General features: G+C 44.6%; 12 protein-coding genes. 8 read left to right on the top strand and 4 right to left on the bottom strand.

The window, feature by feature from the left end:
* Window positions 1-229 precede the first annotated feature (229 nt).
* The 5 genes from JMY01_RS00765 (at window position 230) to JMY01_RS00745 (ending at window position 5,461) form a co-directional block, all read left to right on the top strand.
* Window positions 230-1,210, top strand: coding sequence for an alpha/beta fold hydrolase (locus tag JMY01_RS00765; protein ID WP_201573561.1), 981 nt, complete (start codon window positions 230-232; stop codon window positions 1,208-1,210).
* 83 nt (window positions 1,211-1,293) lie between these two features.
* Window positions 1,294-1,944 (top strand): dual specificity protein phosphatase family protein, encoded by a 651-nt coding sequence (locus tag JMY01_RS00760; RefSeq protein WP_201573559.1) that lies wholly within the window; start codon window positions 1,294-1,296, stop codon window positions 1,942-1,944.
* A 177-nt stretch (window positions 1,945-2,121) separates the two neighbouring features.
* The gene (locus JMY01_RS00755) at window positions 2,122-3,180 is read left to right on the top strand and encodes a bifunctional nicotinamide-nucleotide adenylyltransferase/Nudix hydroxylase (RefSeq protein WP_201573549.1); all 1,059 of its coding nucleotides are present in this window, start codon (window positions 2,122-2,124) and stop codon (window positions 3,178-3,180) included.
* A 32-nt stretch (window positions 3,181-3,212) separates the two neighbouring features.
* On the top strand, window positions 3,213-4,610 hold the full coding sequence (locus JMY01_RS00750; RefSeq protein ID WP_201573547.1) for a nicotinate phosphoribosyltransferase: 1,398 nt from the start codon (window positions 3,213-3,215) through the stop codon (window positions 4,608-4,610).
* The gene (locus JMY01_RS00745; protein ID WP_201573545.1) at window positions 4,604-5,461 is read left to right on the top strand and encodes an SGNH/GDSL hydrolase family protein; all 858 of its coding nucleotides are present in this window, start codon (window positions 4,604-4,606) and stop codon (window positions 5,459-5,461) included. The genes JMY01_RS00750 and JMY01_RS00745 overlap by 7 nt, the downstream gene beginning before the upstream one ends.
* Before the next feature lie 182 nt (window positions 5,462-5,643).
* On the opposite strand, the gene JMY01_RS00740 is transcribed toward JMY01_RS00745, so the two are convergent.
* On the bottom strand, window positions 5,644-5,913 hold the full coding sequence (locus JMY01_RS00740; RefSeq protein ID WP_201573543.1) for a type B 50S ribosomal protein L31: 270 nt from the start codon (window positions 5,911-5,913) through the stop codon (window positions 5,644-5,646).
* 668 nt (window positions 5,914-6,581) lie between these two features.
* On the opposite strand from JMY01_RS00740, the gene JMY01_RS00735 reads away from it, so the two are divergent.
* Window positions 6,582-8,210 carry an FAD-dependent oxidoreductase gene (locus tag JMY01_RS00735; RefSeq protein ID WP_201573534.1) on the top strand — a complete coding sequence of 543 codons (1,629 nt, stop codon included), beginning with the start codon at window positions 6,582-6,584 and terminating at the stop codon, window positions 8,208-8,210.
* Window positions 8,211-8,524: 314 nt separating this feature from the next.
* Here JMY01_RS00735 and JMY01_RS00730 read toward each other — a convergent pair whose 3' ends face one another.
* Window positions 8,525-9,202: a TIGR00730 family Rossman fold protein gene (locus JMY01_RS00730; RefSeq protein WP_201573532.1), complete on the bottom strand. Its 678-nt coding sequence runs from the start codon at window positions 9,200-9,202 to the stop codon at window positions 8,525-8,527.
* A gap of 404 nt (window positions 9,203-9,606) precedes the next feature.
* Here JMY01_RS00730 and JMY01_RS00725 point away from each other — a divergent pair, with 404 nt between their 5' ends.
* Window positions 9,607-10,590: an alpha/beta fold hydrolase gene (locus tag JMY01_RS00725; protein WP_265089830.1), complete on the top strand. Its 984-nt coding sequence runs from the start codon at window positions 9,607-9,609 to the stop codon at window positions 10,588-10,590.
* Between the two features lie 202 nt (window positions 10,591-10,792).
* Here the strand turns inward: JMY01_RS00725 and JMY01_RS00720 are convergent, their stop codons facing one another.
* A complete protein-coding gene (locus JMY01_RS00720; protein WP_201573530.1) occupies window positions 10,793-11,509 on the bottom strand; it encodes a putative quorum-sensing-regulated virulence factor in 717 nt (238 codons plus the stop codon).
* 210 nt (window positions 11,510-11,719) lie between these two features.
* Between JMY01_RS00720 and JMY01_RS00715 the strand changes: the two genes are divergently transcribed.
* Window positions 11,720-12,310, top strand: a complete 591-nt coding sequence (locus tag JMY01_RS00715) for a M23 family metallopeptidase (RefSeq protein WP_227677610.1) — start codon at window positions 11,720-11,722, stop codon at window positions 12,308-12,310.
* On the opposite strand, the gene phoR is transcribed toward JMY01_RS00715, so the two are convergent.
* On the bottom strand, window positions 12,307-13,389 hold the full coding sequence (gene phoR, locus JMY01_RS00710) for a phosphate regulon sensor histidine kinase PhoR (protein WP_201573520.1): 1,083 nt from the start codon (window positions 13,387-13,389) through the stop codon (window positions 12,307-12,309). The genes JMY01_RS00715 and phoR overlap by 4 nt on opposite strands.
* Between the last annotated feature and the right edge of the window lie 70 nt (window positions 13,390-13,459).

The raw sequence follows: 13,459 nt of genomic DNA, 5'->3' as shown, positions 1-13,459 counted from the left end.
AGCAAAGCCTCTACTTAAAAGAAAACATAACTGCCAGTGATTGCATCATTACTGGCAGTTTTTTTGTGCTGGTAATTTTGCTCAAAGCTACTGCTAGACTCGTGAATTATACCAACTGGATATGGCGTGAGTTTAGCGCCAGTGTAGTCTATACTTTTGCTCTACAATTAACACTAACATCGTCAAGCAGTGTCAGTATGCTGCTCATAGTTTGAATGAGACCATCTTTATGATTACAGAAAGTCTAAAGCTAGTAACCACTAAAGATGGCGAGCAAGTAGCTGTCTGGAAGGTTTTTGATAGTAGCGTTTTTAATAATGATAATAGTAATCATAATAGCCGTGATACCGCTGGCCACCCTACTGCTAACGGGCAGAATATACTACTGACGCACGGAACGTTTTCTGACAAACATACCTGTCTTAGAATCGCAGAATATTTGGCCAAGCTTGGGCATGCCTGCTATATCATGGAGTGGCGTGGTCATGGCCATAGCCCATTACCAAAAAATGAGTTTAACTTCGAAACCATCGCTACTTATGACTTTGCAGCCACATTCTGTTATTTATTTGATGAGTTGAAACTGGATAACTTGCACTGTGTTACCCATAGCGGTGGCGGCGTTGGCTTGACCATGTTCTTAGTTCAAAACCCACGCTATATCGACAAGGTTAATAGTAGCACTATGTTTGCCTGCCAAGCCTATGGCGCGGTAGTGAGTCGCCAAAATTACGTAAAGATTCTCGCAGCCAAAGTATTTACGCGAGTATTTGGGTACATCCCTGCAAAAAGGCTTAAACTTGGCCCCGTCAATGAAAGCTACTATACAATGAACCAGTGGTATGACTGGAACCTCCAAAAGAACTTTCAAAGCAGTTTTATCAAACAAAGTGATAATTTCAAAAGTAACATCATTAGTATTGATGAAGAGTTCAATCATGACGAAAGCTTTGACTATCGACAGCATATGCCCTTGATTACCACGCCTATCTACGCCATCAGTGCCAAAGGTGATAACCTTATCTCTCCAACCCCTGGTTGTCAGCTGTTTTTTGACGACTTTGATAACCCTGCTAGCGTGTTTCGTGAATACTCAATCAGCAACGGTGATTTGGAGGACTATAGCCACAGCCGCATCATGATCAGCCGCAATGCTGCAAAAGAGGTCTGGCCAACCGTCGCCGCTTGGATCGAAAAACATACAAAATGAGGATCAGGCAGCGGTCATTATATAAATACCGTCAAACTTATAAAAAAGATTATTTTGTAAGTTTTAAATTATTAAGGTCTGCCATGGATCAGCTACCTAGCAAATCACTTACTGCCAACCTTTTTAGCCGGCATTGGCAGCCGCACTATAGATCAGCTTTCGCTATAGGCTTGATAAGTCTGCTAGTAGGCTGCCAAGCGACATCTTGTACCTCATATGACAACAATAGTGCGCCTTTACCCAGTCGGGCAACCTTAATCGATGACGCCTCTAACTTATATCAGGTTGATGGCTCATTATTTCGAAGTGAGCAGTTGAGCACCACTGACACCCCATTACTTATCGACAATGACATCGATGCTATTATTAACCTGCGTTTTTTCGGTCGAAATGATAACGATGAGCTATTAAATGATATCGTAAGTCATGCATCTGTAGACTTATACAATCAGCCTCTCAAGTCATGGTATGTGACCCCACAAGAGGTGGCGCAGATACTCACTCAAATAAAAGCATTACAAGCGCAGAATAAACGGGTGTTGGTACATTGTTATCATGGCGCTGATCGAACGGGGCTAATCGTCGCTATGTATCGAATCATTGAACATGACTGGTCGATTGAAGAGGCTAAGCGCGAAATGACTGCTGGTGGGTTTGGCTATCATCCCATTTGGATAAACCTTGAAAAAATGCTCAATCCTACAACGGTTGCTGCCGTTCGTGCACAGCTATAGATGATGCTTACCAGGGCGTGTGGTACATGCAAAAATCAGCAGTGCCATGGTATTCGTACCATTATGTATCACTAGTGATATTTAGACTTGTCAGTGACCAAACAGCTGTGTCAGTATTGGCATCATTGAATCTTTAAGAATAAAAATTGGTAATGATGTCGCAAGGAGTTTGCGTTTATGAGTGAGTTAACTGCACAAATTACAAACAAAAAAAACCAACAGAGTACTAAGCAATATCGCTATTTGGTGTTTATCGGCCGTTTTCAGCCGTTTCACTTTGGACATAAGGCCGTGATTGAGCAAGCTCTAGAGTGTGCTGATGAAGTCATTATGCTCATTGGTTCAGCCAACTTGCCACGCAGCTTGCGCAATCCATTTAGCGTGGCAGAACGAAGTGAGATGATTAAAGGCGCTTTTTCAGCTGATGAAGCTGCACGTATTCATTGCGTTGGGCTGGACGATGCCCTATACAACGACACGCGTTGGCTACAATACGTCCAAGCAGGTGTGAAATCAGTCACCGGTGATCTAAATGCTGATATTGGCTTAATCGGACACTCCAAAGACAACTCATCGTACTACCTGTCACTATTTCCAAACTGGAAATCCCTGTCGGTACCCAATTATAAAAACCTATCGTCAACGCCTATTCGTGAGGGCTACCTCATGGGTGTGTCACCTTGGCTATATACCCCTGAATCCACTCATCAAGTATTGAGCGACTTCAAAAAAACACCTGAATATCAGCGACTGCATGAAGAAGCATGCTTTATTCATGACTACAAAAAACAGTGGGAGTCTGCACCTTATCCACCGATATTTATGACCACCGATGCAGTGGTTGTACAGTCGGGACATATACTGCTCGTAGAGCGGCGTAATCTACCAGGGCGTGGGCTTTGGGCATTACCTGGTGGGTTCGTTGACCAAAAAGAAAACTTGTTTGATGCCTGTATTCGAGAGCTTCGTGAAGAGACTCATTTGCAAGTTTCCGAATTGGCGTTACGTCGTTCTCGCCATAGTCAACATACCTTTGATGATCCATACCGCTCGGCTCGTGGTCGTACCATTACCCAAACGTATTTTTTTCATTTAAAAAATGACCCAAAAGGCTTACCAGAGGTACATGGTGGTGATGATGCATTGAAGGCATTTTGGTTGCCGCTGGCCGAGCTTGACGCCAAGATGATGTTTGAAGATCATTATGCGATTATTATCAAAATGGTTGGGTTGTAGGTTATTATCATTCAAAGAAGAGGGTTTATGCGATGTATAGCAGTAACTTTAACAACCTTATTTTAAATTCAGACAGCTATAAAACCTCACACTGGCTACAATATCCACCTGATAGCCAGTATATGTCTAGCTACGTCGAAGCCCGTAAAGGTGATCACGACGTGGTGTTCTTTGGCTTGCAGGCTTTTATCAAGGAGTATCTGCAAGCACCGATTACCACGGCTGATATCGATGAAGCCGAAATGGTCATTACTGCCCATGGCCTGCCGTTTAATCGTAGCGGCTGGGAGCGTTTGGTCGAAAAGCACGACGGCCGACTACCGATTCGTATTCAGGCCGTGCCTGAGGGCAGTATCGTGCCAGTGTCCAACGTTGTCTGCCAGATTGTTAATACCGACCCTGAGTTTTATTGGCTGCCGAGTTACCTCGAAACCGCTCTCCTGCGTGCTATTTGGTATCCCTCTACCGTCGCAAGCTTGTCTTATTTTTGCAAAAACGTGATCAAATCAGCGTTAGAAAAATCTGCCGATAATACCGATGGATTACCATTTAAGCTCCATGATTTTGGCGCCCGTGGTGGCTCAAGCATGGAAACCATTGCGCTAGGCAGCTTGGCGAATTTAGTCAACTTCTCCGGCACTGATAGCATGACAGCGTTGGTCGCTGCCAGCCGCTGGTATGGCATGGACAAAGACATGCCAGCATTCTCTATCCCTGCAGCGGAGCACAGCACCATGACCGCATGGGGCCGTGAGCGCGAAACACAGGCTTATGCCAACATGCTTGAGCAGTTCGGCGGTGAAGGCAATCTAGTCGCTGTGGTGTCGGACAGCTATGACTTATGGAATGCCATTGATAATATCTGGGGCGACACGCTCAAAGACAACGTCGAAAATATGGGCGGTACATTAGTGATACGCCCTGACAGTGGTGATCCTGCCAAGGTCGTATGCGAAGCACTTACAAGACTGGCAGTGAAGTTTGGCTCAACCACCAACAGCAAAGGCTACAAGGTATTGCCTGATTATGTGCGCTTGATTCAAGGCGATGGGATCAACCCGCAAAGCCTTGGCAAGATACTCGATGCAGTTATGGCGGCTGGCTTTAGCGCCGACAACGTCACCTTTGGTATGGGCGGTGGTCTACTACAACAAGTCAACCGAGATACCATGAGCTGGGCGATGAAAGCCAGTGCTATCTGTATCGCTGGCACTTGGAAAGATATTTATAAAGACCCCATCACCAGTCAGTCGAAGCGCTCAAAAAAAGGCCGCTTGGCGCTTATTAAAGACAGCAATGGTCAGCTACAAACTATCAAAGAAGATGAGCTGTCAGGCAAACAAGACAACCTATTACATGACGTTTATGTCGACGGCACCCTATTGATAGAAGACACCCTCACCACTATACGGAAGCGCACAGGATGGTAAACAATTCCAAAATAAAAGCCGCTGCGAAGGATGTGTTGCTAGCACCGCTCTATCTGTATCAAGGTCACAAAGTGAAACGCGACACTGTCCGCCTTCCAGAGCCAGATGGCGAGCGCTCAGGGCATATTAAGCTAACATCTGATCAGGATAAGGGCGACAGCTCTGCAAAATCAGTCGCTGTACATTCAGATGCGACAAAGCAAACGCTCAGCCTAATGATCGTTGGCGACTCTGCTGCGGCAGGCGTCGGCACTTTGACGCAACAAGAAGCGTTGGCTGGCAGGCTGATACCTGCTTTGCAGCAGCAGCCTTTTATCACTGCTCACTTTGATGAGCTGGTATGGACACTGCAGGCGACGACTGGACACACTAGCTTTGATATCCTACGCAGGCTTTATATCCTCACCACTCCTAGCCAGCCAGTCGATGTGATGGTACTGAGCGTTGGCGCTAATGACACTACAGCAAATGTCTCAGAAGCCAAATGGCAACAGCAGCTCGAACAGATCATTGCCATTGCCAAGCGCAAATTTGGTGTGCGCGAGCTGATTTTTTCCAGTCTTCCGCCAATGGCGCAGATGCCCGCATTGCCTAAACCATTAAATGGTTTTGTCGGTGCCAAATCAGACAGACTTGATCAAATACTACAGCAAGTATGCGCGGCCCATAATGACGTACACTATATGCCAGCCGATTTTGAACGACTGGCGCAAGAGCACTCTGATGGTGTACCGATTGAGGCAAAAGCCATGTTTGCTAGCGATGGCTTCCATCCTAGCAGTTTAACCTATCGTTTTTGGGCGCAGCAATTATCAGAGCTGATTTCACAATTACTAAAGGCTAGATGCTAAAAAGACAATTCTCACTGAGCATGGATGGTTGTAAGCCAACCAAACGTTGAGGACAGAGGTTCTAAAGAATCTGCTAAAAATTAAAGCAAAAAAACCGCTGAATCATCAGCGGTTTTTTTATAGTACTGCAACTGCTTGTATACCAACGCTTGAGCAAAATAAGCTCGGGCGTTAAGTAAATATTATTCAGCAGACTTTTTCGCACGGCCACCAAAGGCACCAAAGCGCTTGTTAAAGCTAGCAACACGGCCTTCAGTAGACGTTTTACGCTGCTCGCCTGTGTAGAATGGATGCGAAGCACTTGAAATATCAAGTGGGTAGTATGGGTATTCTTTACCTTCATACTCACGAGTTGCTTTTGTCTTAGCCGTTGAACGCGTTAAGAAAAACACGTCAGCGTTGGTGTCGTGGAATAAAACTTCTTGGTAATCAGGGTGAATATCTTTACGCATAATATGCTCTCTATGTCCGATGTATGCACGGTCTATATGATCAACTACTGCATACGTAACTGAGGCACTAAGGACATCTACAAGTCTGGCAATTGCATCACTGGCTTATTCCAGCATCCAACACCATACATCTGCTCGCTTAGCCTTCCCCAGCGGGAAAATTAAAGAGCGATTTTAACGGTTTTTAGCGGTTGGTGCAAGTAAATGTAGCGTAAGTTATCGTTTAAACGTCAGTATCACTCGTCATCCGACCGTAAGCTTCAAGTTTACTCAAGTAACGCTCATCAACTGGCCGCAAGTCAAAGTCGCTGATTCTGTCTTCATCAATAAGTATTATATTCACTCTCTCACCAAGATTGACTGCCCCCTCCAAAAATTTATATTGATATGCTCTTCCCTTAGCGATTTACTGACAAAACTCATGTAAGCACTTACGTATTTACCCTCCTACTACTGATCAAATCTCGTAGAATAAATCCAGTATTCAGTCAATATAAATAAGCGTTTGTGAGTATGACTATGACGACGGAATATAGGCATTGAACTTGACGCTATCTGCACGCATATCAGTAGCCACAATACGATTAATAAGCAATTTATAATAAGACATTCAATCAATAGGCAAGGCATGACTCTACGCTGAGGCTATCAAGGATATAACAACGACAATGATCCAATCGGTTAATAAAAAATCTCAATTAAGCAAAGATGAGACAGCGGTTAGTACAGTAGCTGATATCTCAAACAATAATCAATCAGCAAAACGTGTTGGTATTTTGGGCGGTGGTACAGCAGGCGCAACAATAGCCATTCGTCTTGCAGCACTGGGTCTTGAAACCTACGTGTTCGAAAAGAAAAGCTCTCTGATTGATGGCCCTCCGATGTGTCATCTGCATGCGGGCGGCAACCTTTACCGTGAGATTTCTGATGAAGACTGCGTCGCATTACTCAAGCAATGCATCGATATATTGCGTCTGTACCCCTATACCGTTGACGTACGTCCGACTGTATTTGCCGTGCCGACTCGCGATGAGGGGTTGCCAGAAGACTTGCTACCGCGCCTTGATATCTTAACAGACGCCTATCGCGAATTGATCGCAAAAGATCCAAGCAATGAAGTCTTGGGTAAGCCTGAGAGTTATTATCAGCTCTATAGTCATAAACAATTACTTGAGCTCTCTGAACGTGAGCAAGTCGCTACTCCTAGCAGTGTCGATGAATGGATGATACCGGTTGCCAAATACTTGGATCTCAACAAAGTGAAGTTTCCACTAATTGTGGTACAAGAATATGGCTGGAACATCTTTCGCCTAGCCGCTTCCGCGCAGTTGGCGCTAGAAGAATATGATAATGCACATATCTTTACCGATACCCAAGTGCAGCAAGTGGTAGCTGTTGACTGTGACAACTGCTCAAATGCTGACCATCATGTGACTAGATGGCGTATCGACTATCAACTAAATAACAGTGATAACAGCCATGCAAAAGAAGATGCTGAATCTATTGAAGTTGATTATCTGATCAATGCTTGCGGTTTCCGTACTGGCGTGATCGACGATATGGTCGGTGTCGACGTCAAACGCATGGTAGAGTTTAAATCTTCCTATATTACCCATTGGGGTGATGCTGGCGGACAGATACCTGAGATTATTGTCTATGGTCAACGTGGGACGCCAAATGGTATGGCACAGTTGACCCCTTATCCAGGTGGTTATTTTCAGATTCATGGTATGAGTAAAGCCATTACCTTGTTCGCTGATGGTTTGGTGGCTTCTAACAAATACAGCGCCCAACCCAAACTACCCAATCAGTACGTGCGCTATATCGAAGATGGCTGGGACAAAACTCCGCTACAGGCTCGCAGCCAGCAATCCATTGATTACATCGCTGAGTTTGTCCCGACCTTCAATAGCGCACGCAGCGTTGGCAATGCCCTGTACGGCGGTCAGCAAATTCCTGGTACGGATGATACGCTGCGAGTAGCAGATGTGAGCCTATACCCTAATATACGCTATGCACGCGCTGAAAACGTCAAAGCGTCATCAACCTTGATAGCGGCTGATGAAATCGTCGATCAACTCATGGAGATTGGTCTACTAGACCACGACTTGCCAGCCAATCATGATCGTTATTCTCATCGATGGCAGTATCTTGCTCATAATAGTAGCGTGACTGTCGATAAGCTGGCGCATACCTTAGCTGCAGCACGTGGATTCCCAGTTGCGATGGCCAAGGTTAATAATAGCGTTGAGCAAGTGACGATAAATAGCTCAGCATCAGTTCAAGCGCTATCTTAGTTTGTAAGAGTTACAACTATAATAGCCTGCTGCTGGTATAAATTTATTTCTTATAGTGGATCGACCATAGCATGTGTCTTTAGCTTTCATAATTAACACAAATCATGAGCACAAAAAAACGGGAGCAATGACCTAACACTGGTCATTCACTCCCGTTTTTAATGTTTTGAAAGTGTCGTTCATAAACGACTATTATACTATTTCCAAAAATTAGAGTAACGCGGAAGACTTGCGCAGGTACTATACCTAGTAAGCTTAGCAAGTTTGACAAAGTTAATCGCACTTTTTGGATTTGGTACTTTTTGGGTTTGGTATTACTTTCCTACCATTTTTTCTGTGTCTACTTCATCATCAATCTTGACTATCATGTGTAGTAAATCAATGGCTTCATCGATGGTGTTGCAGACCACCAAACGATCAAGATCCTGCTGCTTCATAAAGCCTTGCTCAGTCGTATATTCTAAATGCTCAATCAGCTTATCGTAAAAGCCGTTAATATTTAGAATAATCATGGGTTTTTCGTGTTGATACAGCTGACGCCAAGTGGCGATTTCCATAATCTCTTCTAGCGTGCCAAGGCCACCCGGTAAGGTGACAAAAGCGTCAGCATATTCTGCCATTACCGTCTTGCGCGTATGCATGGTGTCAGTCAAATGCAAACGTGTCAGCTTTTCGTGAGCGATTTCGTGCTTAAGCATAAAGGTTGGAATCACGCCCACTGCTTCGGCGCCAGCATTGACTACTTCATCTGCCACTGCCCCCATAAGGCCGATACTTGCGCCACCATATACTAAGCCCAAGCCGTTTTCAGCCAATGCTTGACCCAAGTCACGGGCGGCTTTTTCATATACTTCATCATTGCCTGAACGTGAGCCACAATAAACAGCGACCAGTGGCATAGTGAGGGTTGCCTTATCCACTGCTCTTTCAATATGCGTAATATCCTGACTGGTTAATACTTCATAATTTGTATTGTTAATATTCATTTGCATATGGTTTCCTTAAATTTTGTAAAGTGTCATTTTTGCGAGATTGTTATTCGTTATTTATTTTAATAAATATCTATAGTGTTTTAACCAACTGTTTTTATACTCGTCATATCTTTTTATCCGTTTTTTAACGACGTTATCAACGTTATACTAATGACGCACCAGATTAACGAGACAAGCTGAATCAAAACAGACCGTAAAGAGTCTGAAAGTCGCTCATAAATAAAATACTTTTCTTGCCAGCACCTATACTAACATAAGCCATGCTATCACACGCTAACAACGGTTTATCACTACGCATTTAATACGTTTTTTGTAAACTCCCGAAAGTAAGTTAACGCCCATAAACGGCTGCTCATCAACCCTCTTAAAAATGAACAAACCACCAAGACTGTTAGGATATATCAATGCATAACCATCAAATACCGTCCTCTTCAAACCAAAAAGACAATGCCATGAGTAATACAGTTGCGGCCACTCTCAACACCGATATCGAGAGTCATTCAACAGAAACCCCTTCAATTGAGCGTTATTCTTTGACCATCATGACCGATAGAAACCATCCGCTAGCGGCGACTGTTTATCGCCCTAAAGAGGAGGTAAAAACAGCAGTCATGATCGCTCCAGCCACCGGTATCAAACGTCAGTTTTATCACAATTTTGCTAACTTTTTAGCCCAGCAAGGCTTTGGGGTCATTACCTTTGATAATGAAGGTATCGGTGAATCACTCAGCACTGATTTGGCTAAATGTGACGCTACCCTGATAAGTTGGGGACGTCATGATATGCCAGCCGTCGTTGATGCCTTACAAGATGAGTTTGCTGACGCCAGTTATCACTTAATTGGTCACAGCGCTGGCGGTCAGCTGATTGGTCTCATGCCAAATTACGATGCGATCGCTTCTGTATTCAACGTTGCCTGCTCATCAGGCCGTATCAAAAACATGAACATGCCATATAAAGCAAAAGCAATGGGTTTTATGGATGTCTTTATCCCTATGAGCAACCTAACCCTCGGGTATACCGCTTCAGATAAAATCGGCATGGGAGAGCCTTTACCGCGCGGCGTGGCTAGGCAGTGGCGAGAGTGGTGCAATGGCGCAGGCTATATCAAGACTGCCTTTGGCAAAAGCGTACACACGCATTTCTACGATGAGACTAGCATGCCCGCTTTATGGCTCGGCTTTAGCGATGATGATATCGCCAATAGTAAAAATATGGATGACATGATTCGCGTGTTTACCAAAATGCCTGTCGAAAAACGCTTTTTTGAGCCAAAAGACTTTGGGCTGAATAGCATCGGACACATGCGTTATTTTAGTAGTAGAACCAATGCAAAAGCACCACAGCTTTGGCAAATGGCGGTGGATTGGCTAAATAAGCAGCAATAGTCTCAAGGCTCTCTTTGATTTATTTAACATATCTATTACCCCATTCTCAACTAACTAAATATATTGGCGTAGGCTGCGGCTTTAGCCCAGCTTAAATCTTTGCAAAAGCAAAATGCTGGGCTAAAGCCACAGCCTACGATAGTCCATAATAAGTTGAAAGTCAGGTATATAATGCCAAGTAACTTTACATAGTATTTAGCATTTATTCTTTTGCGTTGCTAGCTGCTGCTTCTGCTTTGATACGCTTGTTCAAAGCAGAATGTAATGCAGGCGTCAGGTTATGGATGTTACCCAGCATCCACTTTACATAGCTGATTGGCACGTCTTTAATGAGCTTGCCTTTATGCTTTCCAAACGGCATCTTGCTCATAGGATTGGCTTTATTAGAGATAGCATGAGCAGCAGAAAAGTCTGTTGGCGCAATCTCTAAGCGCTCACAGCAAGCCTGATAGAGCAAGTAGCACATACGTGCATCGCCCAGCGCGTCATGAGCCGCAACCGTCATCCTGCTTGCTTCGCCCTTACCTAATAACTGCTCGATACATTTGGACTGACCATAGGCACTCCATTCTGGAAAGGCCACTCGTGCCAGCCGCACGGTACAGATAAGCTTAGCAGACGGACTACCAATCACTCGCCAGTCAAAGCGGACGTTATGACCAATCAAGTACGTTGGCAATTCAAACGCTTCCAAATCAAAGCGCTCAAGTCCAGCGACATCATCATCGGTAATGCCATGAACCCTAATCACGACTGGTGAAATAGATCGGCCACTATTAAAGTACTTCATCCACTCAAAACCAGTCGCCACATTAATGGTAGCAACTTGGATAGGTCTCGGATCGCGGCCTTGATCGGTTTCGGTATCGATAATAAGCGCCGTATCAACAGCGTTAACAGTTTTGAAAGCGTCAGTCATAGAGTTAACCATAGCAAGTTGGATACAAATGACAGCCAGTTTTCACCATTTAAAACGAGTGTTGTATTCGATGAAGTTATCTCTACTGCCTGTTCATTTATGGGGCTAAAAGCCAAATATAACAACCACATATAACAATGCTATACAAACCTAGCGCCCAAGACTTCTATAATATCAGTGTAAACAATAAAATAAATATAAGAGATGTCGATGCCAGTGACTCAAAAAGAACAGCAACCAAAGCCAACTTTTTTACGCCGTGTATTAAGCGTGCTAATGAAGGCTGCTGTGTTACTAGCGCTACTATTTGTATTCGACAAATTGCTACCAAGCATCAGCCAGCAAACCCAGTCGTTTGTCGTTGCTAAGTGGCAACAACTCAGTTTATTACAACAAGAGTTGCCAACAGAAAACAGCCTGCCCAGCCCGCTACCAGAACAGCACCTAACTGACACTTGGGGCGCAGCGCGTAGCCAAGGGCGCTCTCATGAAGGCATCGATATATTTGCCCCGCGAGGCACACCGATACAGTCAACGACACAAGGCATCGTCAGCAAAGTTGGGGAGAATACTTTGGGTGGGCGCGTGGTGGTGGTCGTTGGGCCTGGCGGTGCGGGACATTATTATGCACATCTAGAAGATTATGCGGATATTAGTCCAAACGATTGGGTGGATGCTGGCGATGTCATAGGCTATGTCGGTGACAGCGGCAACGCCAAAGGCACACCGCCACATGTGCATTACGGTATTTATATTAATGGCAGCGCCGTCAACCCGTATCCGCTTTTGCAAAAGGATTAGACCGTGGGAGCGGAACGCACATGATTGGCTGGAAATACGGCACTAAAAGTCGAGCCTTTGCCTTCTGTCGACTCAATTTGCAAGTTTGCATCATATTGATATAAGACGTGCTTCACAATGGCTAGACCCAATCCTGTACCGCCCGTGGCGCGACTGCGACCTTTATCGATACGATAAAAGCGCTCGGTCAAACGAGCGATATGCTGCGGCTCGATACCGATGCCATCATCTTCAACAGCAAACTGGCAGCCTTCTGAGGTTTTTGCCCAACTGATGGTTATGTTGCCACCTTTTGGCGTGTATTTAATTGCATTGATGACCAAGTTGGATAAGGCGCTATTTAGGTACATCTCCGAGCCGTACAACCCATCATAAGTATCTATCTGCAAGTGAATACTATGCCCATACTCGCTATTATAAGCCTGCGCATCATCATAAATATGAGTGAGCATTTTGGTCATATCAATATAGTGCAGCTCATGGGTCTCTTCGATTTCGATTCGAGACAGCAGCAATAAGTCGTTGACAATCCTATTCATACGCGCTGTCTGCTGGGTCATCAGATCAAAACCGCGCTGCCAATGCGGCGGCATATCTGGCTGATCAGAGAAGTTCTCAAGATAGCCCATCATTACTGTCAATGGTGTGCGCAGTTCATGCGAGACGTTTGCCACAAAGTCACGACGCATTTCCTCTAAATGATGCAAGCGCGTCACATCATAGATAATCAATAGCTTTTCGTCACCAAAAGGTGTGAGCTCACATTTAAGATAACGCTTAGGATCTCGCCATGATGTCATATGGACACCATCGTTGGGTGTCGTCATGCTCTGATAGTACTGACGAAATTCAGGAACAGTAATAAAGTCAAAAATACTCTTGCCCTTATCGTTTGACTGTAACAACAATAAGTCCTCAGCAGCCTGATTCCACCATTCCAAACTATCATCGTCATTTAGTAATATCACCGCATCTTGCAATGCCCGTAGTGAACTTCTGATCTTTTTAAGCTGACCCATCACGTCTTGCTGAGCGACTTGATCTTGCTGCATAACCTTTTGTTCATTTTCCATAGTCATCTATCATCCTCACTACTAGCCACTGCAATTGACCTACTACTTTTGGAAACTGCTTTATATAGTCAAGGAG

It is taken from the genome of Psychrobacter sp. H8-1 (assembly GCF_904846575.1).
Lineage (GTDB): Bacteria > Pseudomonadota > Gammaproteobacteria > Pseudomonadales > Moraxellaceae > Psychrobacter > Psychrobacter fulvigenes.
Note: the sequence above shows the minus strand (reverse complement) of the source record. Positions and strands in the feature narration are given on the sequence as shown.

What these genes read in the sequence shown, in the direction of transcription:
- JMY01_RS00725 (WP_265089830.1), top strand. Translation starts at nt 9,607, where the DNA reads ATGCATAACCATCAAATACCGTCCTCTTCAAACCAAAAAGACAATGCC.
- JMY01_RS00755 (WP_201573549.1), top strand. Translation starts at nt 2,122, where the DNA reads ATGAGTGAGTTAACTGCACAAATTACAAACAAAAAAAACCAACAGAGT.
- JMY01_RS00750 (WP_201573547.1), top strand. Translation starts at nt 3,213, where the DNA reads ATGTATAGCAGTAACTTTAACAACCTTATTTTAAATTCAGACAGCTAT.
- phoR (WP_201573520.1), bottom strand. Translation starts at nt 13,389, where the DNA reads ATGACTATGGAAAATGAACAAAAGGTTATGCAGCAAGATCAAGTCGCT.
- JMY01_RS00720 (WP_201573530.1), bottom strand. Translation starts at nt 11,509, where the DNA reads ATGACTGACGCTTTCAAAACTGTTAACGCTGTTGATACGGCGCTTATT.
- JMY01_RS00740 (WP_201573543.1), bottom strand. Translation starts at nt 5,913, where the DNA reads ATGCGTAAAGATATTCACCCTGATTACCAAGAAGTTTTATTCCACGAC.
- JMY01_RS00745 (WP_201573545.1), top strand. Translation starts at nt 4,604, where the DNA reads ATGGTAAACAATTCCAAAATAAAAGCCGCTGCGAAGGATGTGTTGCTA.
- JMY01_RS00730 (WP_201573532.1), bottom strand. Translation starts at nt 9,202, where the DNA reads ATGCAAATGAATATTAACAATACAAATTATGAAGTATTAACCAGTCAG.
- JMY01_RS00715 (WP_227677610.1), top strand. Translation starts at nt 11,720, where the DNA reads ATGCCAGTGACTCAAAAAGAACAGCAACCAAAGCCAACTTTTTTACGC.
- JMY01_RS00760 (WP_201573559.1), top strand. Translation starts at nt 1,294, where the DNA reads ATGGATCAGCTACCTAGCAAATCACTTACTGCCAACCTTTTTAGCCGG.
- JMY01_RS00765 (WP_201573561.1), top strand. Translation starts at nt 230, where the DNA reads ATGATTACAGAAAGTCTAAAGCTAGTAACCACTAAAGATGGCGAGCAA.
- JMY01_RS00735 (WP_201573534.1), top strand. Translation starts at nt 6,582, where the DNA reads ATGATCCAATCGGTTAATAAAAAATCTCAATTAAGCAAAGATGAGACA.